This is a genomic window from Micromonospora sp. LZ34 (assembly GCF_052981855.1).
The window spans coordinates 166583-190778 of sequence record NZ_JBRIQN010000011.1; the positions used below are offsets into that span (position 1 = coordinate 166583).

The window sequence follows — 24196 nt, forward strand, 5'->3', positions numbered from 1 at the left end:
GGGAGCGCGGATGCACACGGACACACCGGCCATCGCGGCCGAGGGGCTGCGCAAGCGGTACGGCGACACCGACGCCCTGGCCGGGCTGGACCTGGCCGTACCGGCCGGGCAGGTCTGCGCCCTGCTCGGCCCGAACGGGGCGGGCAAGACCACCGCGGTGCGGATCCTCACCACCCTGCTGCGCCCCGACGGCGGCCAGGCCCGGGTCGCCGGGCACGACGTGGTGCGCCACCCCGACCGGGTGCGCGCCGCGATCGGGCTGGTCGGCCAGCACGCCGCCGTCGACGAGGTGCTCAGCGGCCGGCAGAACCTGGTGCTCTTCGGCCGCCTGCACCACCTGCCGGCGCGCGCCGCCCGGGCCCGCGCCGACGAGCTGCTCGACCGGTTCGGCCTGGCCGACACCGGAACCCGGCCGGTGTCCGGCTACTCCGGCGGCATGCGCCGCCGGCTCGACCTGGCCGCCAGCCTGATCCTCGCCCCGCCGGTGCTCTTCCTCGACGAGCCCACCACCGGGCTCGACCCGCGCGGGCGCAGCGACGTGTGGGACGCCGTACGCACCCTCGTCGCCGACGGCGCCACCGTCCTGCTGACCACCCAGTACCTGGAGGAGGCCGACCAGCTCGCCGACACGGTCCGGGTGATCGACGCCGGCCGGGTGGTCGCCGCCGGCACCCCGGACGAGCTCAAGAACGACCTCGGCGGGGACCGGCTCGACGTGGTGCTGGACCGCGCCGACGACCTCGACCGGGCGACAGCGGCGATCGCCGCGGCCACCGCCGCCACCCCGAGCGTCGACGCGGCCGCCCTGCGGATCAGCGTCCCCGTCACCGAGCGGGTCACCGCCCTGGCCGGCGTGCTGCGCGCGCTGGACGGCGCCGGGGTCAGCGTCGCCGACGTGGCGGTGCGCCGCCCCACCCTCGACGAGGTGTTCCTGCGCCTCACCGACAGCCCGAGCACCCGGAAGGTGACCGTATGAGCAGCCTCTCCCTCGCCCCGCGCCGGCTGCGCTGGGCCCTCGCCGACGGCCTCGTACTCACCGGCCGGGCCCTGCGGCACTGGGCCCGCCAGCCCGGTCAGCTGATCGTCGGCCTGCTCTTCCCGGTGCTGCTGGTGCTGATGTTCGGCTACCTGTTCGGCGGGGCGATGTCGGTGCCCGGCGGCGGCGACTACCGGGAGTTCCTGCTGCCCGGCCTGTTCGCCATGACCATGGCCTTCGGCATCGAGGCCACCTACGCCGCGGTGGCCACCGACACCGCCCGCGGGGTCACCGACCGGTTCCGGTCAATGCCGATGGCCCCGTCCGCGGTGGTGACCGGCCGGGCCGCCGCCGACCTGCTGCACTCCGCCGCCGGCCTGGCCGTGATGCTCGGCTGCGGCTGGCTGGTCGGCTGGCAGTGGCGCAACGGCCTCGCCCCCGCCCTGGCCGCCGTCGGGCTGCTCCTGCTGCTGCGGGTCGCGTTGATCTGGGCCGGCATCTACCTGGCGCTGCTGCTGCGCCGCCCGGAGTCGGTGGTGGCGCTGCAGATCCTGGTCTGGCCGGTCGGGTTCACCTCCAACGCGTACGTCCCACCGCAGACCATGCCGGGCTGGCTGGCCGCGATCGCCGAGTGGAACCCGCTGTCGGCGACCGTGGCCGCCTGCCGAGAACTGTTCGGCAACCCCGGCTGGGGCGGGGAGTCGTTCGCCGCGCAGCACGCGGTGGCCCTCGCCGTGGCCTGGCCGGTGCTGCTGATCGCCGTGTTCCTGCCGCTGTCGGTGCACCGCTACCGGCGGTTGAGCCGCTGACCCGCGCCACCCCGCCGCGGGGCGCCGCCGACGCCCCGCCCCGCCACCACCGCCACCGGCGGTCGACGCAGGTCAGCCGGGCGGCGGGGGCAGGCCGGCGTCGGCGATGCGCTGGCGCATCGGCCGGCGGCGCACCGCGGCGATCACCGCGTGCAGCAGGTCGGCCAGCGGCACCGGGAGTTCGGCGTCCAACTCCCGCATCGCCGCGGTGGTGGCCGCCCACTCCGCCTCGATGACCGGCAGCAGCTCGCGGGCCCGGCCGGTCAGGCGCACGATGCGTTGCCGGGCGTCCGCGCCGGGGGTCAGCTCGACCAGCCCGGCCCGGGCCATCTGCGCCACGGTCTGGCTGGCCGCGGAGTGGGTGACCCCGACCCGCCGGGCCAGGTCCCGGATCGGCAGCGGCCCGTCGGCGACCAGCACCCGCAGCGGCGGTGAGAACCGGGGCCGGTAGTCGGCCAGGCCCCGTTCGGCGTAGACGGCGGCCACGTCGCCGTCGAGCACCTCGAGGACGTGCCGCAGCAGCGTCCCCACGGCCTCCCGGTCCGGTACCTCGCTCACCCCGCTAATGTAACAGCGCTGTTGGATTTGAGGGAGGACGGGATGTACCCACCGGTGGAGCCGTACGAACACGGCATGCTCGACGTCGGCGACAGCCAACTCGTGTACTGGGAGAGCTGCGGCAACCCGGACGGCAAGCCGGCCGTGGTGCTGCACGGCGGCCCCGGCTCCGGCGCCACGCCGGGCTGGCGGCGCTACTTCGACCCGGCCCGCTACCGGGTGGTCCTGTTCGACCAGCGCGGCTGCGGGCGCAGCCGTCCGCACGTCGCCGACCCGACCGTCGACCTGTCCGTCAACACCACCGGCCACCTGGTCGCCGACATCGAGCGGCTGCGCGCCCACCTCGGCGTGCAGCGCTGGCTGGTGCTCGGCGCGTCCTGGGGGTCCACCCTCGGCCTGGCCTACGCCCAGCGGCACCCCGAGCGGGTCAGCGAACTGGTGCTGTTCAGCGTGGTCACCACCAGCCGCCGCGAGGTCGAGTGGATCACCCGGGAGATGGGGCGGATCTTCCCCGCCGAGTGGGCCCGGTTCCGCGACGGAGTGCCGCCGGCCGACCGCGACGGCGACCTGGCCGACGCGTACGCCCGGCTGCTGGCCGACCCGGACCCGGCGGTGCGCGAGCGGGCGGCGCGGGACTGGTGCGCCTGGGAGGACACCCACGTGGGCACCGTCCCCGGGCACCGGCCCGACCCCCGCTACACCGACCCGGTGTTCCGGATGGGGTTCGCCCGGCTGGTCACCCACTACTGGCGGCACGCCGGCTTCCTGCCCGACGGGCAACTGCTGCGCGAGGCGGGCCGGCTCGCCGGCATTCCCGGCGTGCTGCTGCACGGCCGCCTCGACATCAGCAGCCCGCCCGAGATCCCCTGGCGGCTCGCGCAGGCCTGGCCGGACGCCCGCCTGGAACTGCTGGAGACCGCCGGGCACGGGTCGGGACACGGCATCGGCGAGCGGGTCCTCGCCGCGCTGGACGGCTTCGCCGACCGCCGCTGAGGGCCACCACCGCCCGCCGCGTGCCGGCGGGCGGCGGTGGCATGACGCGTTCCGGAGGCGACGGCGCGTCTCAGCCGTCGAGGGTGCGCTTCTGCGGGTGGATCGTCTCGCCGCGGGCGAGCATGGCGACGAACTGCGCGATCCGCCGGGCCCGGGTGTCGGCGCGTTTGGCGCCGCCGACGCGGTGGAGCACGGAGTAGCGGTTCTGGGCGGTGAGGATGTCGAACATCGCCCGCGCCCGGGGTTGCGCCGCCAACGCGGCGGCCAGGTCGTCCGGCACCTCGGCGCTCGCCTGCCCGGCGTAGGCCGCGTCCCACCGGCCGTCCGCCTTGGCGCGCTCGACCTCGGCCAGCCCGGCCGGACGCATCCGCCCGGCGGCGACCAGCCGGGCGACGATGTCGACGTTGCGGGCCGACCACGGGCTGCGGGCCCGCCGCGGGGTGAACCGCCGCAGGTGGGTGGTCTCGTCGCGGCGGCGCGCCTGGCCGTCGATCCAGCCGTGGCACAGTGCCTCGTCGAGCGCCTGGTCGTAGCTGAGGCTGGTCGGTCGCGTCGTGCCCTGCTTGGCGAGCACCAGCCACACTCCGGTCGCGCTGTCGTGGTGCGCGTCGAGCCACCGCCGCCACGCGTCGGCGTCGGCGACGACCAGCTCCGGCAGTTGATCTGCTGACGTCATCCTGGCCTCCCGCGACGATCGACCCTGTGCGGGGTCCCACCGTACCCGCCGCGCGGCGGCGCCGGGCTCCACCGGCTCGGCCGGTGGAGTCCGGGCCGCGCCCGCTTCGCGCGACCGCCGGTGCGGACGAGGCCGGAGGTCAGCGGCCGGCGAGGGCGGCGCGCACGGGTGCGGTCTTCGCGGCCGCCTCGGCGACCTCGGCGTCCGGGTCGCTGTCCCAGGTGATGCCGCCGCCGGCCCAGACGTGCACCCGGTCGCCGTCGGCGGCGGCGGTGCGGATGGTCAGACCCAGGTCGATCCGGCCGGGGGCGACCCAGCCGAGCGCGCCCATGCCGGCGCCCCGGCCGACCGGCTCCAGGGCGGCGATCCGGTCCAGCGCGGCGAGCTTCGGCGCGCCGGTGACCGAGCCGCCGGGGCACACCGCGCGCAGCAGGTCGGCCAGGCCGAGCCCGTCGGCCACCGCCGCGGAGACGGTCGACTCGGCCTGCCACAGGTCGCACCAGCGGCGCACCGCGAACAGTTCGTCGACCCGGACGGTGCCGGTGCGGGCGAGCCGGGCCAGGTCGTTGCGTTCCAGGTCGACGATCATCACGTGTTCGGCGCGTTCCTTGGCCGAGGCGAGCAGTTCGGCGCGGCCGGCGGCGGTGGCCGGGCGGGTGCCCTTGATCGGCCGCGTGATCAGCCGCCCGCCGGCGAGCTCGACCAAGGTCTCCGGGGAGGCGCAGCCGATCGCCCAGCCGGCCCCGGTGAGCGTGCCGCCGTAGCGGGCGCCGGGCAGCGCGCCGAGGCGGGCCAGCGCCGGCAGCGGGTCGCCGGTGTACCGGGCGGCGGCGTGGCCGACCACGTTGACCTGGTAGACGTCGCCGCGGCCGATCGCGTCGCGGACCGCGCGCACCGCGTCGGCGTGCTGCCGCGGCGTCCAGCTCTCCGCCCAGTCGCCCAGCCACCAGCCGGCCGGCGCCGGCGCGGGCGCCGGCGGGGTCGGGGCGTGGCCGTAGACGACCACGGCGACCTCGGGCAGGTCGGCCGGGTTGGCCGCGCCGGCCGGCCCGCCGGCCAGCAGCGCCCCGGCGGCGGCGGAGACGTAGAGCGCCGCCCCGCACGTCCCGGTGGGGTCGTGGGCGGCGCCCGGGCGGGCCAGGTCGTGCAGCGGCAGGCCGTGCGCGGCCAGGAACTCCTCGGCGAGCGCCGCCGGGTCGCCACCGTCGGCCGGCCGCCACTCCCACCGGGCGCGTTCGACGAGGGTACGGCGGCAGCCGGCCGGCGCCGCCGGCACATCGATCACCCTCTGGCTTGGGAGCGTTTCCACGTCGTCTGGCCCATTCCGCCTCGTCCGTTCAGTGGATTTCCTACCAACCAAGCGCACATCTGCTCGATGTTGGCCACTTTCGCTTGGTACTGTGCGTCACTGGTCATGTGAACCATGACACAGTGCCCCCACAGTCCGGAGAACCCGATGTGTCAGCACCAACCCACCTGCCCCTCCGCCGAGGCTACCGACCGGGAAGCCGCCCGGGTCATCGCCTGCTTCCGTGAGCAGGGCTGGAGCCTGCTCTGCAACGGTGTCATCGTCTTCGAGGACACCGGCGAACTGCTCCCCGACGGCCGCACCATCGCCCCGCACCGCGGGCCCGCCCGGCACGCCCTCGTCGCCTGAACGACCACGCTGCGTAACGCAATTCTTCCGCGTCGACCCAGGCTAGTCCCCCGGTCGGGACACCCGCGCCCAGGTCGGCGTACCCGCCGGGGCGGCACCCATGACCGCCCCGGCGTCACGCGACATCAGCTCTCGAACGCCTCCGGCGACGGGCAGGAGCAGACCAGGTTCCGGTCGCCGTACGCACCGTCGATCCGCCGCACCGGCGGCCAGTACTTCCCCGCCCGGTCCACCCCGGCCGGGTAGGCGCCCACCGACCGCGGGTACGGGTGCGGCCACTCATCGCCGCTGACCATCGCCGCGGTGTGCGGCGCGTTGGCGAGCGGGTTGTCACCGGCCGGCCACTCCCCCGCACCCACCTTGTCGATCTCCGCCCGGATGGCGATCATCGCGTCGCAGAACCGGTCCAGCTCGACCAGGTCCTCGCTCTCCGTCGGCTCCACCATCAGCGTTCCCGCCACCGGGAACGACATGGTCGGGGCGTGGAAGCCGTAGTCGATCAGCCGCTTCGCCACGTCGTCCACGCTCACCCCGGTCGCCTTCGTCAGCGGCCGCAGGTCCAGGATGCACTCGTGCGCCACCAGGCCCTTGTTGCCGGCGTACAGCACCGGGTAGTGGGCGCGCAGCCGCGCCGCCACGTAGTTCGCCGCGAGAACCGCCACCCCGGTGGCCCGGGTCAGCCCGGCCGCGCCCATCATCCGCAGGTACGCCCACGGGATCGGCAGGATCCCCGCCGACCCGTACTTCGCCGCCGAGATCGCCGGCTTGCCGTCGACGTGCGCGCCGAGCGGGTCGCCCGGCAGGAACGGCGCCAGGTGCGCCCGCGCCGCCACCGGCCCGACCCCCGGCCCGCCGCCGCCGTGCGGGATGCAGAACGTCTTGTGCAGGTTCAGGTGCGACACGTCCGCCCCGAACCTGCCCGGCTTGGCGAAGCCGACCAGGGCGTTGAGGTTCGCCCCGTCGACGTAGACCTGCCCGCCGGCGTCGTGCACCTTCGCGCACAGCTGCGCGATGCCGGTCTCGTACACGCCGTGCGTCGACGGGTACGTCACCATGATCGCGGCGAGCGCGTCCCGGTGCTTGTCGATCTTCGCGTCCAGGTCGACCAGGTCGACGTTGCCGTCGGCGTCGCAGCCGACCACCACCACCCGCATGCCGGCCATCACCGCGCTGGCCGCGTTGGTGCCGTGCGCCGACGACGGGATCAGGCACACGTCCCGGTGCCCCGCACCCCGGGAGGCGTGGTAGGACCGGATGGCCAGCAGCCCGGCCAGCTCACCCTGCGAACCGGCGTTGGGCTGCACGCTGACCGCGTCGTAGCCGGTCACCTCGGCCAGCCACCCCTCCAGCTGGGAGATCATCTCCCGGTAGCCGGCGGTCTGCGCCTCGGGGGCGAACGGGTGGATGTGGGCGAACTCCGGCCAGCTCACCGGCTCCATCTCGGTGGTGGCGTTCAGCTTCATCGTGCACGACCCGAGCGGGATCATGCCCCGGTCCAGGGCGTAGTCGAAGTCCGACAGCCGGCGCAGGTAGCGCAGCATCGCCGTCTCCGAGTGGTGGCTGCGGAACACCGGGTGGGTGAGGAAGTCCGACGTGCGGGCCAGCGCCGGCGGCAGCGACGCGTCCACCTCGCCGGTCGGCGCGTCGACGCCGAACGCCGCCCACACCGCCTGCAGGTGCGCCACGGTGGTGGTCTCGTCGCAGGCGACGCCCACCCGGTCGGCGTCGACCAGGCGCAGGTTCACCCCCCGCTCCGCGGCTGCGGCGACGACCTCGCCGGCCCGCCCGTGCACGGTCGCGGTGACGGTGTCGAAGAACGCGACGTCCGCCACCGGCACCCCGCCGGCGCGCAGCCCGGCCGCGAGCCGCGCCGCCATCTCGTGGGTACGCCGGGCGATCTCCCGCAGCCCGTCCGGCCCGTGGTACACCGCGTACATGCCGGCCATCACCGCCAGCAGCACCTGCGCGGTGCAGATGTTGCTGGTCGCCTTCTCCCGCCGGATGTGCTGCTCGCGGGTCTGCAACGCCAGCCGGTACGCCGGGTTGCCGTCGGCGTCGCGGGACACCCCGACCAGCCGGCCGGGCAGCATCCGCTCCAGCCCCGAGCGCACCGCCAGGTAGCCGGCGTGCGGCCCGCCGAAGCCCATCGGCACGCCGAAGCGCTGCGTGGTGCCGGCGGCGATGTCGACGCCGATCTCCCCCGGCGGGCGCAGCAGGGTCAGGGCCAGCAGGTCCGCGGCGACGGTCACCAGCGCCCCGACGGCGTGCGCCGCCTCGACCAGGCCGGCGTGGTCGCGTACCGCCCCGGACGCGCCCGGGTACTGCAGGTGCAGGCCGAAGAACTCCGCCGGCAACTCGTCGCGCTCGACGTCGAGCACCCGCACGTCGATGCCGAGCGGCTCGGCCCGGCTGGCGATCACCGCGATGGTCTGCGGCAGGGCGTCGGCGTCGACCACGTACACCGGGCTCTTGCTCTTCGACGCCCGGCGGGCGAGGGTCATCGCCTCGGCCGCGGCGGTGCCCTCGTCGAGCATCGAGGCGTTCGCCGTGGCCAGCCCGGTCAGGTCGGTGACCATGGTCTGGAAGTTCAGCAGCGCCTCCAGCCGGCCCTGGCTGATCTCCGGCTGGTACGGCGTGTACGCGGTGTACCAGGCCGGGTCCTCCAGCACGTTGCGGCGGATCACCGCCGGGGTGTGCGTACCGTGGTAGCCCAGGCCGATCATGGACACGGCGACGGTGTTGCGGGCGGCCAGCGCCCGCAGCTCGGCGATGGCCTCCTGCTCGGTGGCCGGCGCCGGCAGGTCGAGGGTGCCGTGCCAGCGGATCACCTCGGGGATCGCGGCGTCCATCAGCTCGTCGATCGAGTCGTAACCGACCGTTTCCAGCATCCGGCGCTCGTCGTCCGGATCGGGGCCGATGTGGCGGGCGGCGAACTGCTCTGTCATGGGCTGCGCTCCCGGGGGCGAGGTCGACGGGTCGGCCTCCCCCTGAGTCGCGCCCGCGCAGCGCTCCACAGTGCCTGCCCCCGCGGTCCTTTTGCCTGAGAGGTTCCGGGGAGGATATGCCCCTTCGGCGCCGCCCGTGCTGCTGTGGGCGGTCTCTCCCGCGTGGGTGGTACCGGCGAAGGTCAACGCTACCAGCGTCGCTGTTTCGGGCCGATGTCGTACCCCCGTCCCCGATCATGGGGGTAGTCGCGCACACCGCAGGAGGTGCCCATGCCCGAGCCGGCGACCAGCCCGGACGACCTGGGGCGGTTCTTCGTCGCCCGCGCCAACGCCCGCGACGTCGAGGGTCTCGTCGCCCTCTACGAGCCCGACGGGGTGTTCGCCACCCCGGCCGGGCCCGCCGCCGGCGCCGACCAGATCCGGGTCGCGTTCGAGCAGATGCTCGCCGACGGGCCCACCTTCACCCCCGGCCAGCCGCAGCCCACCCTGTACGCCGGGGAACTCGCGCTGACCTCCACCCGGCTCGACGACGGCTCCTTGACCGCGGAGGTGGCCCGCCGCCAGCCCGACGGCACCTGGCGCTGGGTGCTCGACCAGCCCCGGTTCGTCCCGCCGCCGGCCGGCTGACCGCTCCGCCCGCCACGCCGAGGGTCTCGACAGCTCCCGCGGCTCGGGGCGACGGACGCCCGGTGGAGCAGCGCACCCGCCGGGGCGCCGCTAGCGGGCCGCCGCCGCGGCGCCGACAGGCCCGGCCGCCGGACGGCTGTCGGGGTCGGCGGGCCCGGCGCCGGCGGTCCGCTCGGCCAGCGCGGGCAGCAGCCGGCCCAGCGGCGCGTCCACGGTCAGCGCCGCGTACCCGTCACCGCGGGTCGGTCCCTGGTTGACGATCGCCACCGGGACGCCGAGCTTCGCGGCGCGCAGCACGAACCGCCGGCCGGACATCACCGTCAGCGAGGAGCCCAGCACCAGCAGCAGCCGGGCCCGGTGCACCAGGTCGAAACAGTGCGCCACCCGCGGCGCCGGCACCGTCTCGCCGAAGAACACCACGTCGGGCTTGAGCATCCCGGTGCCGCAGAACGTGCAGTCCAGCACCCGGAACCGGGCCACCTCGACCTCGGGGAGATCCACGTCACCGTCCGGGTTCACGGCGTCGACCTGGACGTCGAAGCCGGGGTTCGCCTCCCGCAGCCGCCGGTCCAGCTCCTCCCGGGAGGTCCGGTTGCCGCAGTCCAGGCAGACCACCTCGTCGAGCCGGCCGTGCAGCTCCACCACCGGGGCGCTGCCGGCCGCGGTGTGCAGCCCGTCGACGTTCTGGGTGATGACCGCGTCGACCAGGCCGCCGCGCTGCAACCGGGCCACCGCCCGGTGCCCGTCGTTGGGCGCCGCCCGGGCGATGGTCCGCCACCCCAGGTGGCTGCGCGCCCAGTAGCGCCGCCGGGCGTCCGCGTCGCGGGTGAACGTCTGGTACGTCATCGGGGTGTGCCGGCGGGCCACGCCGCTGGGCCCCCGGTAGTCCGGGATGCCCGACTCGGTGGACAGGCCCGCCCCGCTGAGCACCACGACCCCACCGGCGGCCACCAGCTCGGCCAGCGCGTCGATCGTCTCGGTCACCCGTCCATGCTGCCTCACCCGGCCCCGCCGCGGCGAACACCCCGCACCACCGCGGCCCTCGCCGGCCACTCCGCACCACCGCGGCCCTCGCCGGCGCCGTAGCGGCCCGGCGTGGTGCGGCTGGGCGCCGCCGGCGGGACCGCCGCACGCCGCGGTCGCCGGGGCACGTGCGCGGCCCGGGGGTTAGGTTGCCGGTATGCGCGTCGTCATCGCCGGAGGACACGGCAAGATCGCCAAGCTGCTGCTGCGGGAACTCACCGGCCGCGGTGACACCGCCGTCGGCCTGATCCGCAACCCCGACCACGCCGCCACGCTGACCGCCGCCGGCGCCCACCCGGTGCTGGCCGACCTGGAACGCGTCGGCGTCGACGACCTCGCCGGCCACCTCACCGGCGCCGACGCGGTGGTCTTCGCCGCCGGCGCCGGCCCGGGTAGCGGCGCCGCCCGCAAGGACACCGTCGACCGGGCCGCCGCCGTGCTGCTCGCCGACGCCGCCCAGCGCGCCCCCGTCCGCCGCTACCTGCTCGTCTCCTCCATGGGCGTGGAGGGCGAGCCCCGGCCCGGCACCGACGAGGTGTTCGCCGCGTACCTGCGGGCCAAGAAGGCCGCCGAGGACGACGTCACCGGCCGGGACCTCGACTGGACGGTGCTGCGACCCGGACGGCTCACCGACGACCCGCCGACCGGGCGGATCACCCTGGACCGGCACGTGCCCCGCGGCGCGGTCACCCGCGCCGACGTCGCCCGGGTGCTCGTCGCCCTGCTCCACACCCCGGACACCGCCGGCATGATCCTGGAACTCGTCGGCGGCAACACCCCGATCGCCGAGGCGCTGCACGCCCTCACCCGCCGCTGACCGTGGCGCACCCGCCCGGCGTGGGGCCCGACCGGGCGGGCCCCACGCCCGCGGATCAGCGCTGACCGTGCCGGGGCAGCGCACCCTGCGGCGCGCCCGCCCCGACGGCCGGCCCGCCGGCCTCCTTGACCAGCCGGTCCATCGTGCGGGCCAGATGCTCGCTGCCGTCGTCGAGGTGCCGCGCCGCGGCCTGCATGTGCGAGATCATCATCTCGCCGTAGATCCGCAGCGCCTCCCGGGCGGCCACCCCGTCGTCGAAGCTCGCCCCGGCCGTGCTCCGGTAGTCGTGCACCGCCCGCTCGGCCTCCTGCCTGGCCTCCTCCGCCGCGGCCTGCACGTAGCTCTCGTACTGCATCCGCGCGTACTCGGCCACCCGGCGGGCGTAGTCGTGCGCCTGCGCGATGATCTGCTCGGCCTCCCGCTGCGCCGCGGAGAGCAGGTTCACCTCCTTGGCCGCCGGCGCGTTCGCCGCCGCCCCGGCACTCGGGATCACCCCGTGCCGGTGCAACTCCAGATGGTCGTTGAGCCGCTCGTTCTCCGCCCGCAGGGTGGCGATCTGCGCGGCCAGCAGGTCCAGCTCGTCGGCCACCTGCATCCGGAACCGGTCCACGTCCGCGTGGTCGTAGCCGCGGCGGGTGAACGACGCGGCGCCGAACTCCCACCGGCGCACCCGGTCGGCCGTCATCCGCATCTGCACACCGCCGGAGACCTGCACACCGTCATACCGGCTGATCGGGGTCGCGCTCACCGGGCCCGCCTTTCGTTCGCGACTGCGGGGCTCGCAAGCTCACTCCTGGCGCTCACCGGGCACCTCCGGAACTGTCAGGGGCGGACGCGTCCTCCACGGCGGTGCGCCACGCCGGGCCGTACCAGTGCTTGCCGAACCCCTCGTGGTGCAGCTGACCGGCGTGGTAGCCGGCCCGGGTCAGCGCCGCCACCGAATACGACACCATCTCGTCGGAACCACACACGTACACGTGCCGGGACCGCCAGTCACCGTCGGCCAGCGCCCGGTCCACCGCGTGCACGAACTCCCCCGGCCGGTGCAGGTCCGTGCCCACCACGTAGGTCACCGTCAGCCACGGGTACGACGACGCCAACTTGTCGATCGCGTCGTTGTCGTAGAACTCGATGCGCGAACGGGCCCCCACGTACAGGTCGACCTTGCGCCGGCCGCCCTCCGCCGCGACCTGCTCGACCAGGGCCTTCACCGGCGCCCAGCCGGTGCCGCTGGCCAGCAGCAGCAGGTCCGCCGACCCGGCCGACCACAGGGTCAACCGGTCACCCACGGGCGCGGCCAGGTGGATCTGGTCACCCACCGCGCACCCGTACACCAGCCGAGACGACACGGCCCCGCCGGGCGCGGCGCGCACGTGCAACTCCAGTGTGCCGTCCGCGCGCGGCGCGTTCGCCGGCGAGTAGTACCGCCACGCCCGCACCGCCGGGTGGGACACCCCGATCGACTGGCCCGGGGTGAACGGCAGCAGGTACTGCGGGCGCAGCGTCAGCACCGCCAGGTCGAACCCCCGCCGCTCGTGCCCGATGATTTCCGCCACCCACCACGGCGGGTTGACCGCCTCGGCGGCCTGCGCGGCCTCGATCATCACCTTCGACACCAGCCCGTACGCGCCGGCCCAGTCCTGGGCCAGCTCCTCGGTCCACTGCTCGCCGAGGAAGTGCTGCAGCGTCGCCAGCAGCGCCTCCCCGACCGCCGGGTAGTGCTCCGCGCGCACCGCGAACTTGCGGTGGTCGGCGCCGAGGTCCTGCAGGAACCCGACCAGCCGGTCCACCTGGTCCACGTTGGACACGATGTGCCCCAGCGCGGTGACCAACCGGTCCCGCTGCCCCGCCATGTTCGTCGGGAACATCTGCCGGGTCTCCGGATGGGCCAGGAACAGCGTGGAATAGAAATAGAGCGGCACCTGGTCGCCGTGCGCGGCGACCAGGGACCAGCTCTGCTTGAGCCGGGCGGCGTCCACGCTCAGGCGCTCGCCGGGTTCCCGCTGGCCACCACCTGGTCCTGCACCTGGCCCAGCACCGCCTGCACGTCGGCGATGATGTCGCCCGGCACACCCAGCTCGGTCAGCGTCGCGGTCAGGTGCTCACCGACCTTGACGTAGTGCTCCACCGGAATGTTCAGCGGCTTGTGCGCCTCGGCCAGGCCCCGCCCGGCGTACTCGTTCGGACCGCCCAGCACCACGGTCAGCATCAACGCCAGGTGCCGACGCTGACCCACCATGTCCACATCGGTGAAGTAGCCGACCAGGTCCGGGTCGGCCAGCACCCGGTCGTAGAACAGGTCGACGGCGGCCTTGACCGAGTTGGCGCCACCGATGCGCTCGTAGTGGGAGGCGGGAGCGGTTTGTTCCGTAACCGTCACGGTCGTTCCTTCCGACGTCAAGGGGTCGCGCAGGGGGGTGGCGCGCAGGGGCAACGGCCGGGCGAGGCGAATGGCGCCCGCGAAGGCGTCACCCGCACCGGGCCGACCGCTGACGGACCATAGCGCGTCACGCCGCCGCGGTCATCGCCCCCCTATCGGATTCCCGACAACGTCCACTACCCACCGTGACGGCTGGACCCGCCGCCACCTCCACAATGGGCGACGACTGGCGGACGCTCCGTGATCAGGAATCGTCGCGCCGGGTCGGAGAGAACCCGGCCGGGACCGGCCCCACCGGCTCGTCACGGGCCGCTGACCACCACGGACACCCCGATGGCCGATCGCCTGACCAGCATCGACCGTCCCGGCAGCCCGACCTCACCCGCGCAGCCGACCGGCCGCACCGAACGGCCCACCGGCCCGAGCAGCACGCCACAACGGACACACAGCGTCACCAGGAAATGAGCAACAAACCTCGGCGCGTCGCGCGCACCGTACGTCACAGAGCCCGTCCCGGATCGCCGCCACGGCGGCCACCGACCTGACCGCGGCCGAGCTGCCCGGCCCCTCCGGCCGGCGTCGACGCCGACCGCCAGCGCAGCCGACGCCGCCGGGACACACCCACCGCGCGACCGCCGAGCCTCCCGTCCGCCGGCCCACTCAGCCGGCCACCGGCCCGGGACCGTCAGCGGACCCGCTCAGCCCGCCCGCCGGCGGGCCCGCCGCGCCGCCAACTCGTCCCCCACCGCCTCCGGCGCCGAGGCCGCCGGCTCCTGACCCGCCGCGGACGTCGCCGGCTCCGCCGGCAGATGCGACAACGAACCCTGGATCTCCTTGAACGCCCCGCCGATCGCGATGCCGAACACGCCCTGGCCGCCCTGCAACAGGTCGACCACCTCCTCCGGCGACCGGCACTCGTACACCGTCGTCCCGTCGGAGATCAACGTGATGCCCGCCAGGTCCTCCACCCCACGCGAGCGCAACGCCTCGATCGCCTTGCGGATGTTCTGCAACGACACCCCGGCGTCCAACAGCCGCTTCACGACCTTCAGGACCACCAGGTCCCGGAACGAGTACAACCGCTGGGTGCCCGAACCCGAAGCATCCCGCACACTCGGCACCACCAGCCCGGTACGGGCCCAGTAGTCCAACTGGCGATAGCTGATCCCCACCGCGTGGCAGGCCGTCACACCCCGGTAGCCCACCGAACCGTCACCGTCCGTCGCCGACCCCGGCGCCACACCCGGCTCGTCCAGCTCCGTACCCGGATCGGAATCTCGCGGCTCGTGCATCCGGACAACCTCCCCGCCAGTGCGGTGACACGTCGTTTCCGGGACGTGCACCCCTCGACACGGCAACCCTATAGCCGCCGTCAGGGGTTACCGCGCAGGAACCGTCGCGACACGCCGCGCAGCCGCCAGAAAGATCACCCGCACCACCGGGACGTCACCCACAGTGAACCCGGGCCAGAAGCCGCGCCGGCCAACCGGCCGACCGGTCAACCCGCGAAGTCCTCCGGACGCACCTGCTCCAGGAACTCGCGGAACTTCTCCACCTCGTCCTCCTGCTCGTCCGGGATCACGATCCCCGCCTCGCTGAGGACCTGCTCGGCACAACGAATGGGCGCCCCCACCCGCAACGCCAACGCGATGGAATCGCTCGGCCGCGCCGAGACGCGCACCCCGTCGCCGATCAACAGATCGGCGTAGAAGACGTTCTCCTTGAGCTCGGTGATCTCCACCGCCCGCAACGGCGCCTTCAACGCCGCCAACACGTCCCGCAAAAGATCGTGAGTCAACGGCCGGGCCGGCTTGACCCCCTGCTGCTCGTAGGCGATCGCCGTCGCCTCGACCGCGCCGATCCAGATCGGCAGATAGCGGTCCCCCTCGACCTCCCTGAGCAGGACGATCGGCTGGTTACTGGGCAGCTCCACCCGAACCCCGACCACGCTCAGCTCGCGCACCGCCGCCTCCGTGTCGTTGTCACCTACGCCGCACCGCGCCCTTCCCTGCACGGTACACGGACCGCGACACGGCCGTCCCACGCGCAATCCGCACCACGCCCGCGCCAGAAAGGGGTTACCCCGGCAAGCCTACGACACGCTTCCCGGGACAGATCTTTCCGCACACCCGCCGGTCACCGGCCCAACGTCGACCGCAACCCCACCCGCACCAACGCCGCGTGCAACTGCTGCGACAACGCCGCCAACTCCCGCGCCGTCTCCGCCGCCCGCGCCCGCGCCGCCGGATCACTCTGCCGCACCAACGGCGCCACCAACTGCGCGAACAGACCGACCTCCCGGTCCGCCGCCGTCCGGTAACCCCGCAGGTGCCGCGGCTGGAACCCGTACGCCGACAACCCCGCCACCGCCGAAGCGATGATCAACGCGTCCGCGTCGTACCACCCCGGCGGATCCGACACCACCAACCCGAGCCGCTCCAACTCGGCCAACGTCGACTCGTCGACCCCGCTGCGCGCCACCAGGTCGGCCCGGCCGAGCCGCACCTGCGACGACTCGGCCGGCTCCGCCGACTCCCGCCCCGGCACCTCGCCACCCGGACCCACCGCCACCAACGTCGGCCGCTGCCGACCCGGCGCCTCCCCGGTCGCGTCCCACTGCGCCAACTGCTCACGGATCACCCGCAACGGCAGGTACTGGTCCCGCTGCGCGGTCAGCACGAACCGCAACCGCGCCACGTCATCCCAGCTGTACTTCCGGTAGCCCGCCGCCGTCCGCTGCGGCTCCACCAGACCCTCGGCCTCGAGAAACCGCAACTTCGAAATCGTGACGTCCGGAAAATCCACCCGCAACTGCGCCAGCACCTCACCGATGCTCATCAGCGGTTGCGCGCGGGCCGCCCCCGGCGGCGTCGAGGCCGCAGGCTCGTTCACCCCCGGCCGGCCTCCTCCTCCGGGCGCGGACCGGCGATGAACACCACCCGGAACTTGCCGATCTGCACCTCGTCACCATTGCTCAACGTGGCCGCCTCGACCCGCTCCCGGTTCACGTACGTGCCGTTCAGGCTGCCCACGTCCCGCACCGTGAACGTGCCACCGTCCCGGTGGAACTCCGCGTGCCGCCGTGACACCGTCACGTCGTCCAGGAAGATGTCACTGTCCGGGTGCCGGCCACTGGTCGTCACATCGTGATCCAACAGGAACCGGGCACCCGCGTTCGGACCCCGCCGGACCACCAGCAGCGCCATCCCCGGCGGCAACGAACCGGACATCCGGCTCGGCACCACATCGGTGTCCGGCCCCTCCAGCACTTCGTCGAGCGAGCCGAGATTGAGCGTCGAAGTGACGTCGAGCGGGGGGAACTCGTCGTCTGGGCGCGTCATGGGACCACCTCACGGATCTGTTTCGGTCGGCGTCGGGGTGATGGCGGGTCTGGCCGCCGGGCCAATGAACACCCGGCGGCTGGCTCCCCGTGCCCGGAAAGGCGGTTCCGCGACGCTCAACTATTGGGTTCTCGGTCGACTGGGCGAGCCTAGCCAGCGCCGAAATGCAGGGCAACCGGACGCGCGGACTCGACAGGCGCACCGGCTCGGGCACACTCAGCTCTCGGTGAGCTCGCGATACGCGCCCGCGGACAGCAGCCCGTCGACCGCCGCCGGATCGTCCGGAGTGATCTCCACCAACCAACCCGCACCGTACGGGTCGGTGTTGATCACCTCAGGGGTGTCGCCGAGCGCCTCGTTGCGCGCCGCCACCGTACCGCTGACCGGGGCGTAGATCTCCGACACGCTCTTGGTCGACTCGATCTCACCCATTGACTCACCAGCAGCCACCACCGTGCCCGCCTCGGGCAACTGGACGTACACGATGTCACCCAGCGCGTCCTGCGCGAAGTGGGTGATGCCGACGCGGACGGCGCCGCCGTCGCCACCGACCACCCACTCGTGCTCAGCGGTGTAACGCAGATCCTCAGGAATCACCAGACGCGTCCCTCATCCATCGGTGCACCGGGGCCCGGTGCCGGCCGCGCCGGTCAGGAGACCGGACGGGCGTGTTCCAGCTTGGTCGGCGCGTGCAGCGCCGAAACCTCGGCAGCCTCACGATCCTCAACGATCACGTTACCGCCGTCGCCGGCAACCGACGCCACCACCCCACCGGGAATGTTCAACGCCGTACGCATCGTCGCCGGATCACCGATCACCGTGATCGTGTACGGACCCGTCAACCGCCGCCCGTCCACGATCAGCGACCCGTTCTCCCCGTCCAGGAAGTACGTCGACGCGATGATCCGCACCGTCGCCCGGTCACCACCGGAAATCTGCATCGCCTCCGCGCCCGCGCCCCGCAGCTCCTGCACCGCGTCCAGCACCCGCGACGCCGAGATCGGCTTGCCGCCCCACTCGAACCGCACCGTCAACCCCGGCCCCGTCGCCGGCAACGTCCCCGCCAGGATCCCCAACTCGTCCGCCCGCCGGGTCGCCTCCTCCAACGCCGCCTGGCGCCCCTGCTCACCCGACTGCAACTGCCGCTGGCTCTCCTCCAGCGACTCGATGTCCTGCCGCAACCGGTTCGTCCGCGAATCCAGGTCGTACAGGATCCGGACCAGGTCCTCCTGCCGGGTCGCCGCCAACGTCGGATCCGTCGACGTGGTCTTCAACTGCACCACCAGCGTGAACCCCAGCAGCGCCAGCAGCACCGCGATCATCAACCCGGCCGAACTCAACCGCGCCCGCATCGACCGCACCGGCCCGACGACCGACTCGTCCGCGTCCGGCGTGCTCTCCGCCGGCCCGCCGGCACCCGCGCCGGCCGCCCTGCTCAGGTCGACCGTCGCCGCCGCACCGACGCTGTCCGTCTCCTCCGCCGGCCGCACGTCCTCGCGCTCCGCCGGCCCCCGCGGCGCCAACGGACTCACCTCGTCCGGATCCGGCGCCTCCGGACGCGGATCCGGCTCACCCGCCGGCCCCGACGGCCGCGCCGGTCCCGCCGGCTGCGGCCAGCCGGTCCCCGTCTCGGTGTGCTCGTCGCTCATCGTCTGTAAACCTACGCCCGGAACAGGTGCCGGCGGATCGCCGCGACGTTTCCGAAGATCCGCACCCCCAGCACGACCACCACACCGGTGGACAACTGACCGCCCACCCCCAACTGGTCGCCCAGGTAGACGATCAGACCCGCCACCAGCACGTTCGAAATGAACGACACCACGAACTGCTTGTCGTCGAAGATCCGGTCGAGCTTCGCCCGCACCCCGCCGAACACCGCGTCGAGCGCCGCCACCACCGCGATCGGCAGGTACGGCTGCAACGCCGCCGGCACCGTGGGATCGAGCCACACCCCGAGTACCACACCGGCGAGCAACGCCAGCACCGCGATCATCGACCACCTCCGGAGGGGCTGGGGGACGTCCGGGAACCGGACGGCTGGACACCGGTGGCCGACGGGGACGGCGTCGGGCTCACCGAAGGTTCCGCGTAGCGTAGCCGCGGCTCCGGCGCCGCCGGCAGGGTGAGGTCGTCGACGCCGCGCACCCCGAACGACAACCCGGTCTTGTCGGCCACCTCACGCATCAGCAGCGCCGACCGGCTGTCCTCGAACTTGCCCTTCATCGACCCCGGGCCGATCGCCGACACCTCGTACGGCCCGGTCACCGGCCGGAAGTCCACCAGGATCGCCTCACCGGCCGACCGGATCGTCGAGGTCGCCGTCAACCGCTGACCGTTGATCGCGATCGCCTCCGCCCCGGCGCTCCACAGGTCGTTCGCCACGCCCTGCAGGTCGCTGTAGAGCACCCGCGGCGGCCCGGCGCCGGCCCCGGTGACCCCGTCCGGCTTCCCCGGCGCGTCCGCCAGCCGCACCACCACACCGTCGCCGCGCACCCGCCCCAGGCCGGTACCCGCCTCCAGGTCCCGCAGCCGGGCGGCCTGCGACCCGCTCAGTGCCGCCTCCCGCTGCCGGGCCACCTCCTCGCGCAGCTGGTCGGCCCGGGCCGCCAACCGGTCCGTCTCGCTCTGCCGCTCCTTGATCTGGGCGACCAGCCCGGACCGGGCCTGGCTGCGCCCCGGCTCGTCGGCCAACGTCTGCTTGTACGCCACCGCGAACAGGAAACCGAGCAGCACGATCACCAGCAGGCTCACCGGCCGGGCGAACCAGCCGCGCCACCCCGGCGGCGGTGGCCCCTCGCGCCGGCGGGCCGCCGCGTCCAGGTAGCCCGGATCCAGTGGATTGCGGAACAGCTCGGTGAGGAAGTCCGGGGCGTACACCCGATCGGAGCGGCCCTGGCCCTCCCGGGGGGTGTCCGTCATGCGCCCGCTCCCCCGGCCCGCACCGTGGTGACCAGCTGGCGGGCCTGCACCACGTAGAGCGCCCCGGCCACCCAGTAGAGCACCAGACCCCACCAGGCCAGCCCCCAGCCGATCGCGCCGGCAACCGTGGCCGTCCCCGGCACCGCGGCCGCGAGCAGCAGCACCGGGAAGGCGGCCAGCAGCAGGAACGTGGCGGTCTTGCCGACGTAGTGCACCGGCGGGGGGCCGTAGCCGTACCGGCGCAGCACCGCCAGCGAGCCGAGCAGCAGCAGCTCCCGGGCCAGCAGCGCGGCGGTGAACTGCCACGGCACCACGTCGCGCGCGGTGAACCCGAGCAGGGTGGCGAGGATGTAGAGCCGGTCGGCGAGCGGATCGAGCAACTCCCCGAGCCGGCTCACCTGGCCCAGCCGCCGGGCGATCCAGCCGTCCACCCAGTCGGTGGTGCCGCCCACGGCCAGCACCACGATCGCGGCGACGTCGGCGTGCTCGACCAGCAGCAGGTAGAGGAAGAGCGGTACGCCGAGCAGCCGCACGAAGCTGATCAGGTTGGGCAGCGTGAGGACGCGGTCACCCGGGGCCCGGTCGGTGCCGCCCGAGGCGCCCGGATCCGCTGCCCGAGCCGGCCGACGCGACACCGAACCTCCTCCGCGCCGCGTTCCGGCAGCCCGGCCGAGATCGGGCCCTGCGGGACGCGTGCTGTCGGGCCGACGTCCGCCGGCGCCCGCTGCGGTCCCGGGACGGGACCTTCCCTGATTCGGCCCGCGATCTCGACGATCGCGGGCCGGCTGAATTGCGCTGCCACTATATCGGGCCGCCGGGGCCCTTCCGGGTCCCGCCGAGCTGGGCTCGGTGCCTGGATCGGGCGGTGTGACCGGGTTCACCTCGCCTAAGGCATCCTAGGATACTGGTGCAGGAGAGGGCCCCCGGCCCGGGCGGTGGGGTCCGCGGCCGGCTCGGTCACCCCTGCGGCGGCCTGGCCGAAGGCCAGCAGGCCGAACAGCAGCTCGTGCTGCACCCGGCCGGGCATCCGGTCCAGCACCGCCTGCACCGCCTGGTGCCGGCGCTCCGTCAGCTCGCGCAGCAGGTTCTCGGCCGCCGGGGTCGGCACCAGCCGCACCTCCCGCCGGTCTCGGGGATCGGCCACCCGGCGCAGCAGGCCGATCGCCTCCAGCCGGTCGCAGAGCCGGCTCGCCGACGACGGTACGACGTCCAGCAGCTCGGCCAGCCGGTTGACGTTGGTCCGCGGCCGGCTGGCGAGCAGGGAGAGCACCCGCAGCTGGGTCGGCGAGACGACCATCTGGTGCCCGTGGACGGCGGAGCCCAGCACACCGACCAGCGCCTCGGCGGCCGCGTCGATCGCGGCGGCGAGATTCGGAGGTGGCTCCACCCGGTGTCCCCTGCGATCGTGCCGCTGGTGCTCGGCGTCGTCGCGGCGACGGCCTCAGTCGCCGTCGCGCTCGCCGGAACCGCGCCAGTCCAGGCAGACCACGACCGCGTCGTCGCGCAGACCCGTGTCCGCGTGCCAGGCGTGCAGTTCGCGCATCACCGTACCAACTGCCTCCGCCGGCGGCTGCAGCCGTGTGGACCGCATCGCCCGCGCCATCGCCCGTTCGCCGTACGCCTCCCGGTCGGCCGGCGCGGCGGCCCACACCCCGTCGCTGACCACGAAGATCCGGTCCCCCGGCGCCAGGTCGAACTCCTGCAGGTCGTAGCGGGCCTCGGCGAACATGCCCAACGGCAGCTGCTGCTCCAGGCTGATCGTGTCGACCACCCCGCCGCGCAGCCGCAGCAGGCGCGGCGAACCGGCGTCCACCGCCCGCACCCGGCCGGTGGCCGTGTCCAGTTCCAGCAGCAGTGTCGCCACGTAGCGGTGGCCGCGGTGCTGGTAGAAGACCGTGTCGGAGGCGAGCTCGGCCTGCTCGGTCAGGCTGCCGCCGGAGCGGCGGGCGTTGCGCAGCGCGTTCACGGTCACCGCGGTGAGCAGCGAGGCCGCCAGCCCGACGCCGGATCCGTTGAGCACGGTCAGGGTGAGCCGGTCGCCGTCGAGCGACCAGTCGAAGTGGTCACCGCCGACCGTGTACGCCGGCTCCAACTGCCCGGCGAGTTGGAACGCGTGGTGGCTGACGCCGCGCCCCGGCAGCAGCTCCCACTGCATCTCCGCGGCCATGCTGAGCCGCTCCCGCCGGCGGGCCCGGCGGTAGCGGTCGGTCTCCCGGTCCGCCGCGCGCAGCACCACCGCCAGTTCGCCGGCGATGTCCCCGGCGCGCTCCACGGTGGCCGGACCGGGCGCGGTGGGAAACTCGACCAGCAGCACGCCGAGCCGTTCCCCCCACACCGACAGCGGCAGGTAGAGGCGGCACCCGCCGTCGCCGGCGCCGTCGAGCACCGGCTGCTGGCTGCTGAAACAGCGCTGCGCCATGCCCCGGCAGGGCTGGAAGCCGGCCTCGGGCAGGTCCGGATCCAGCACCGGCCAGAGCCCGCTGATCCGGTAGTCGGCGAGGAACACGTCGGTCCGCGTCGCGCCCAACGTGGATCGGATGGCCCGGTCGGCGGCCTCCGCCACCTGGTCGGGCGGGGACTCGCGCAGCGCACGCGACAACCCGCCGGGCGCGTCCAACATGGTTCTCCTCCGGCAACACTTGCTGTAGGGCAAGCATCATACGGAGGCCGGCGGGAGCGCGCCGACCGGGCGGGCCGCCGCCCGGGGTCAGTCCGCTGGCCGCACGGCGACCGCGCCGTAGAAGGCGTCCGGCACCTCGGCCGGCGGGCCGTCGGGGCGCCATCGGGCGATCGGCACGATGCCCTCGGCCGTGGGCCGCCACCGGCCGAGCAGCGGCGCGAACGCCTCCGGCCGGCGCATCCGGAACGCCGGACCCATCATCGCCAGGGCCTGCGGATGGTCGGCCAGTTCGTCGGTGTCGAAGTCGATCGCGAGATGACTGCCCGGGGTGACGGCGGTGTACAGCTCGTCGAGGGTGCGGGCGAGCGTGTCGTCGTCGAGGAACGCGGCCAGCCCCAGGAAGACCACCCCGACCGGCCGTCTCCCCCAGCCCGGCACGAACCGGTGCAGCTGCGCCCGGTCGATGGTGCCGATGTCGGTGGCGTCGCCGTAGCCGTAGTCGGCCCGGTCGCTGCCGGCCAGGATCCGCTGACCGAGGCGGATGGTGACCGGGTCCACATCGGTGTAGAGCACGGTGGCCTCCGGGGCGACCTCGTGCACGTTGCCCATCGTGGGCACCCCGGCACCGAAGACCAGGAAGCTGTCCACCCCCTCGGCGACGATCGCCCGCACCGCCCGGCCGAGGAACTCGCGAAGCTCCCGGAAGACCGGCGCGCACGGCCCGTACGCCTGCTCGAAGGCGCGCGCCGCGGCCACGTCGACCGGGAAGTGGTGCTCCCCACCGAGCCAGAAATCGATCATCCGCGCGGTGCTCGGCTGGTCGGGTTCAACCATCGATGACGCTCCCTCCCCGGTGGTCGTCGCCAGCGTACCGACCGGACGTCCTGGGCGGTATCGCCCCGCCGGGACGCCACCGGCCGCGATACTGACCCGGAACCGGCGGGAGGTGGACGGTGAATTCGGCGAACGGCGCGGCCGTGGTGGTCGGCGTGGACGGCTCACAGCCGGCGCTGCGGGCCGTACGCCTGGCGGCGGTCCAGGCGCGCCGGCGCAACCGGCCGCTGCGGGTCGTGCACGGCTTCATCTGGCCGCTGCTGCACGTGCCGGTGGAGGCCCCCGCCGCCGGACCGCCCGGCAGCGGGCTGCGGCAGCAGGCCGAGCGGCTGGTCGCCGAGGCGGTGGCCGAGGCCGAGGCGGTGGTGCCCGGGCTGCGCGTCACCGGCGAGATCATCGACGGGGAGGCCGCCGCGGTGCTGCTCGGCGAGTCGCCGGCCGCCGCGATGATCGTGCTCGGTGACCGCGGGCTCGGCGGCTTCTCCGCGCTGGTGGTCGGCTCGGTCGCGGTGCAGGTCGCCTCCTACGCCGACTGTCCCGTGCTGGTCGCCCGCGGCACCGACCGGGCCGACGGTCCGGTCGTGGTTGGCGTGGACGGTTCCGAGATGTCCCGGCTCGCCGCGGAGTTCGCGGTCGAGGAGGCCTCGGCGCGCGGGGCCGAGGTGCTGGCCCTGCACGCCTACCGGCACCCGGTCTCCACCGGCCCCGGCGACATGCAACCGCTCGTCTACGACGACACTGAGCTGCGCTCCGAGGAGCAGCGGGTGCTCGCGGAGGCCCTGGGTGGGCTCTCCGAACGCTGGCCGGACGTGCCGATCAGCCGGCGGACGGTGCGGGGGCGCCCGGCGGCCGTGCTCAACGACGCCTCCCACCGCGCCCAACTGGTCGTGGTCGGCCGGCAGGCGCGCGGCGAGTTCACCGGGTTCCTGCTGGGCTCGGTGAGCCAGGCGGTGCTGCACCACGCCGACTGCCCGGTCGCGGTGATCCGCGCGCCCCGCTGAGCCGGGCGCGGGGTTGACCC

At 74.2% G+C, this 24196-nt stretch carries 27 protein-coding genes and 1 riboswitch; of the genes, 7 read left to right on the top strand and 20 right to left on the bottom strand.

Annotated elements, in window-relative coordinates:
* The first annotated feature begins 10 nt into the window (after positions 1–10).
* Positions 11–976, top strand: coding sequence for an ATP-binding cassette domain-containing protein (locus ACVCAH_RS15120; protein ID WP_447136752.1), 966 nt, complete (start codon positions 11–13; stop codon positions 974–976).
* Complete coding sequence (locus ACVCAH_RS15125; protein WP_447136753.1) at positions 973–1785, top strand: ABC transporter permease; 813 nt, start codon at positions 973–975, stop codon at positions 1783–1785. Before ACVCAH_RS15120 ends, ACVCAH_RS15125 begins: the two co-directional genes overlap by 4 nt.
* Positions 1786–1857: 72 nt before the next feature.
* Here the strand turns inward: ACVCAH_RS15125 and ACVCAH_RS15130 are convergent, their stop codons facing one another.
* Positions 1858–2343 (bottom strand): MarR family winged helix-turn-helix transcriptional regulator, encoded by a 486-nt coding sequence (locus tag ACVCAH_RS15130; RefSeq protein WP_447136754.1) that lies wholly within the window; start codon positions 2341–2343, stop codon positions 1858–1860.
* A 42-nt stretch (positions 2344–2385) separates the two neighbouring features.
* On the opposite strand from ACVCAH_RS15130, the gene pip reads away from it, so the two are divergent.
* Entirely contained in the window at positions 2386–3336 is a 951-nt protein-coding gene (pip, locus tag ACVCAH_RS15135) for a prolyl aminopeptidase (RefSeq protein ID WP_447136755.1), read from the top strand.
* Positions 3337–3406: 70 nt separating this feature from the next.
* Here pip and ACVCAH_RS15140 read toward each other — a convergent pair whose 3' ends face one another.
* Together ACVCAH_RS15140 and ACVCAH_RS15145 are read right to left on the bottom strand one after the other, a co-directional pair.
* Positions 3407–4012 carry a YdeI/OmpD-associated family protein gene (locus ACVCAH_RS15140; RefSeq protein ID WP_447136756.1) on the bottom strand — a complete coding sequence of 202 codons (606 nt, stop codon included), beginning with the start codon at positions 4010–4012 and terminating at the stop codon, positions 3407–3409.
* Between the two features lie 139 nt (positions 4013–4151).
* Positions 4152–5372, bottom strand: a complete 1221-nt coding sequence (locus tag ACVCAH_RS15145; protein ID WP_447136757.1) for a chorismate-binding protein — start codon at positions 5370–5372, stop codon at positions 4152–4154.
* 96 nt (positions 5373–5468) lie between these two features.
* On the opposite strand from ACVCAH_RS15145, the gene ACVCAH_RS15150 reads away from it, so the two are divergent.
* Positions 5469–5669, top strand: coding sequence for a DUF5999 family protein (locus tag ACVCAH_RS15150; protein WP_167189506.1), 201 nt, complete (start codon positions 5469–5471; stop codon positions 5667–5669).
* Positions 5670–5794: 125 nt separating this feature from the next.
* On the opposite strand, the gene gcvP is transcribed toward ACVCAH_RS15150, so the two are convergent.
* Positions 5795–8614: an aminomethyl-transferring glycine dehydrogenase gene (gene gcvP, locus ACVCAH_RS15155; protein WP_447136758.1), complete on the bottom strand. Its 2820-nt coding sequence runs from the start codon at positions 8612–8614 to the stop codon at positions 5795–5797.
* Positions 8615–8687: 73 nt separating this feature from the next.
* Positions 8688–8785, bottom strand: a riboswitch (glycine riboswitch).
* Positions 8786–8884: 99 nt separating this feature from the next.
* Here gcvP and ACVCAH_RS15160 point away from each other — a divergent pair.
* Positions 8885–9241, top strand: a complete 357-nt coding sequence (locus tag ACVCAH_RS15160; RefSeq protein ID WP_447136759.1) for a YybH family protein — start codon at positions 8885–8887, stop codon at positions 9239–9241.
* A 90-nt stretch (positions 9242–9331) separates the two neighbouring features.
* Here the strand turns inward: ACVCAH_RS15160 and ACVCAH_RS15165 are convergent, their stop codons facing one another.
* The gene (locus tag ACVCAH_RS15165; RefSeq protein ID WP_447136760.1) at positions 9332–10225 is read right to left on the bottom strand and encodes an NAD-dependent protein deacetylase; all 894 of its coding nucleotides are present in this window, start codon (positions 10223–10225) and stop codon (positions 9332–9334) included.
* A gap of 196 nt (positions 10226–10421) precedes the next feature.
* On the opposite strand from ACVCAH_RS15165, the gene ACVCAH_RS15170 reads away from it, so the two are divergent.
* Entirely contained in the window at positions 10422–11081 is a 660-nt protein-coding gene (locus tag ACVCAH_RS15170; protein ID WP_447136761.1) for an NAD(P)H-binding protein, read from the top strand.
* A 55-nt stretch (positions 11082–11136) separates the two neighbouring features.
* Here ACVCAH_RS15170 and ACVCAH_RS15175 read toward each other — a convergent pair whose 3' ends face one another.
* From ACVCAH_RS15175 to ACVCAH_RS15245, 15 genes are all read right to left on the bottom strand, one after another.
* Positions 11137–11829: a DivIVA domain-containing protein gene (locus ACVCAH_RS15175; RefSeq protein WP_447136762.1), complete on the bottom strand. Its 693-nt coding sequence runs from the start codon at positions 11827–11829 to the stop codon at positions 11137–11139.
* Positions 11830–11881: 52 nt separating this feature from the next.
* Complete coding sequence (locus tag ACVCAH_RS15180) at positions 11882–13060, bottom strand: globin domain-containing protein (protein ID WP_447136763.1); 1179 nt, start codon at positions 13058–13060, stop codon at positions 11882–11884.
* A 2-nt stretch (positions 13061–13062) separates the two neighbouring features.
* Positions 13063–13461 (bottom strand): group I truncated hemoglobin, encoded by a 399-nt coding sequence (locus ACVCAH_RS15185; protein ID WP_447136764.1) that lies wholly within the window; start codon positions 13459–13461, stop codon positions 13063–13065.
* 698 nt (positions 13462–14159) lie between these two features.
* Positions 14160–14753, bottom strand: coding sequence for a MerR family transcriptional regulator (locus ACVCAH_RS15190; RefSeq protein WP_447136765.1), 594 nt, complete (start codon positions 14751–14753; stop codon positions 14160–14162).
* 206 nt (positions 14754–14959) lie between these two features.
* Positions 14960–15424, bottom strand: a complete 465-nt coding sequence (locus ACVCAH_RS15195; protein WP_088962140.1) for a bifunctional nuclease family protein — start codon at positions 15422–15424, stop codon at positions 14960–14962.
* Between the two features lie 173 nt (positions 15425–15597).
* On the bottom strand, positions 15598–16299 hold the full coding sequence (ftsR, locus tag ACVCAH_RS15200; protein WP_447136790.1) for a transcriptional regulator FtsR: 702 nt from the start codon (positions 16297–16299) through the stop codon (positions 15598–15600).
* Positions 16300–16349: 50 nt separating this feature from the next.
* Complete coding sequence (gene odhI / locus ACVCAH_RS15205) at positions 16350–16802, bottom strand: oxoglutarate dehydrogenase inhibitor Odhl (RefSeq protein ID WP_007071101.1); 453 nt, start codon at positions 16800–16802, stop codon at positions 16350–16352.
* Positions 16803–17018: 216 nt separating this feature from the next.
* Positions 17019–17399: a glycine cleavage system protein GcvH gene (gene gcvH, locus ACVCAH_RS15210; RefSeq protein WP_447136766.1), complete on the bottom strand. Its 381-nt coding sequence runs from the start codon at positions 17397–17399 to the stop codon at positions 17019–17021.
* 53 nt (positions 17400–17452) lie between these two features.
* The gene (locus ACVCAH_RS15215) at positions 17453–18451 is read right to left on the bottom strand and encodes a DUF881 domain-containing protein (RefSeq protein WP_447136767.1); all 999 of its coding nucleotides are present in this window, start codon (positions 18449–18451) and stop codon (positions 17453–17455) included.
* Between the two features lie 11 nt (positions 18452–18462).
* Positions 18463–18795: a small basic family protein gene (locus tag ACVCAH_RS15220; protein ID WP_007460356.1), complete on the bottom strand. Its 333-nt coding sequence runs from the start codon at positions 18793–18795 to the stop codon at positions 18463–18465.
* Positions 18792–19721 (bottom strand): DUF881 domain-containing protein, encoded by a 930-nt coding sequence (locus tag ACVCAH_RS15225; protein ID WP_447136768.1) that lies wholly within the window; start codon positions 19719–19721, stop codon positions 18792–18794. Before ACVCAH_RS15225 ends, ACVCAH_RS15220 begins: the two co-directional genes overlap by 4 nt.
* Entirely contained in the window at positions 19718–20356 is a 639-nt protein-coding gene (locus ACVCAH_RS15230; protein ID WP_447136769.1) for a CDP-alcohol phosphatidyltransferase family protein, read from the bottom strand. Before ACVCAH_RS15230 ends, ACVCAH_RS15225 begins: the two co-directional genes overlap by 4 nt.
* Before the next feature lie 251 nt (positions 20357–20607).
* Complete coding sequence (locus ACVCAH_RS15235) at positions 20608–21108, bottom strand: MarR family transcriptional regulator (protein ID WP_447136770.1); 501 nt, start codon at positions 21106–21108, stop codon at positions 20608–20610.
* A gap of 54 nt (positions 21109–21162) precedes the next feature.
* Positions 21163–22341 (bottom strand): PP2C family protein-serine/threonine phosphatase, encoded by a 1179-nt coding sequence (locus tag ACVCAH_RS15240; RefSeq protein WP_447136771.1) that lies wholly within the window; start codon positions 22339–22341, stop codon positions 21163–21165.
* A gap of 87 nt (positions 22342–22428) precedes the next feature.
* The gene (locus tag ACVCAH_RS15245) at positions 22429–23175 is read right to left on the bottom strand and encodes an SAM-dependent methyltransferase (protein WP_447136772.1); all 747 of its coding nucleotides are present in this window, start codon (positions 23173–23175) and stop codon (positions 22429–22431) included.
* Between the two features lie 119 nt (positions 23176–23294).
* Here ACVCAH_RS15245 and ACVCAH_RS15250 point away from each other — a divergent pair, with 119 nt between their 5' ends.
* Positions 23295–24176 (top strand): universal stress protein, encoded by an 882-nt coding sequence (locus ACVCAH_RS15250; protein ID WP_447136773.1) that lies wholly within the window; start codon positions 23295–23297, stop codon positions 24174–24176.
* Positions 24177–24196 lie beyond the last annotated feature (20 nt).

Coding starts and splice junctions, on each gene's coding strand:
- ACVCAH_RS15225 (WP_447136768.1), bottom strand. CDS start 19,721: ATGACGGACACCCCCCGGGAGGGCCAGGGCCGCTCCGATCGGGTGTAC.
- ACVCAH_RS15160 (WP_447136759.1), top strand. CDS start 8,885: ATGCCCGAGCCGGCGACCAGCCCGGACGACCTGGGGCGGTTCTTCGTC.
- pip (WP_447136755.1), top strand. CDS start 2,386: ATGTACCCACCGGTGGAGCCGTACGAACACGGCATGCTCGACGTCGGC.
- ACVCAH_RS15245 (WP_447136772.1), bottom strand. CDS start 23,175: ATGGTTGAACCCGACCAGCCGAGCACCGCGCGGATGATCGATTTCTGG.
- gcvP (WP_447136758.1), bottom strand. CDS start 8,614: ATGACAGAGCAGTTCGCCGCCCGCCACATCGGCCCCGATCCGGACGAC.
- ACVCAH_RS15150 (WP_167189506.1), top strand. CDS start 5,469: ATGTGTCAGCACCAACCCACCTGCCCCTCCGCCGAGGCTACCGACCGG.
- ACVCAH_RS15240 (WP_447136771.1), bottom strand. CDS start 22,341: ATGTTGGACGCGCCCGGCGGGTTGTCGCGTGCGCTGCGCGAGTCCCCG.
- ACVCAH_RS15215 (WP_447136767.1), bottom strand. CDS start 18,451: ATGAGCGACGAGCACACCGAGACGGGGACCGGCTGGCCGCAGCCGGCG.
- ACVCAH_RS15140 (WP_447136756.1), bottom strand. CDS start 4,012: ATGACGTCAGCAGATCAACTGCCGGAGCTGGTCGTCGCCGACGCCGAC.
- ACVCAH_RS15220 (WP_007460356.1), bottom strand. CDS start 18,795: ATGATCGCGGTGCTGGCGTTGCTCGCCGGTGTGGTACTCGGGGTGTGG.
- ACVCAH_RS15170 (WP_447136761.1), top strand. CDS start 10,422: ATGCGCGTCGTCATCGCCGGAGGACACGGCAAGATCGCCAAGCTGCTG.
- ACVCAH_RS15125 (WP_447136753.1), top strand. CDS start 973: ATGAGCAGCCTCTCCCTCGCCCCGCGCCGGCTGCGCTGGGCCCTCGCC.
- odhI (WP_007071101.1), bottom strand. CDS start 16,802: ATGACGCGCCCAGACGACGAGTTCCCCCCGCTCGACGTCACTTCGACG.
- ACVCAH_RS15190 (WP_447136765.1), bottom strand. CDS start 14,753: ATGCACGAGCCGCGAGATTCCGATCCGGGTACGGAGCTGGACGAGCCG.
- ftsR (WP_447136790.1), bottom strand. CDS start 16,299: ATGAGCATCGGTGAGGTGCTGGCGCAGTTGCGGGTGGATTTTCCGGAC.
- ACVCAH_RS15120 (WP_447136752.1), top strand. CDS start 11: ATGCACACGGACACACCGGCCATCGCGGCCGAGGGGCTGCGCAAGCGG.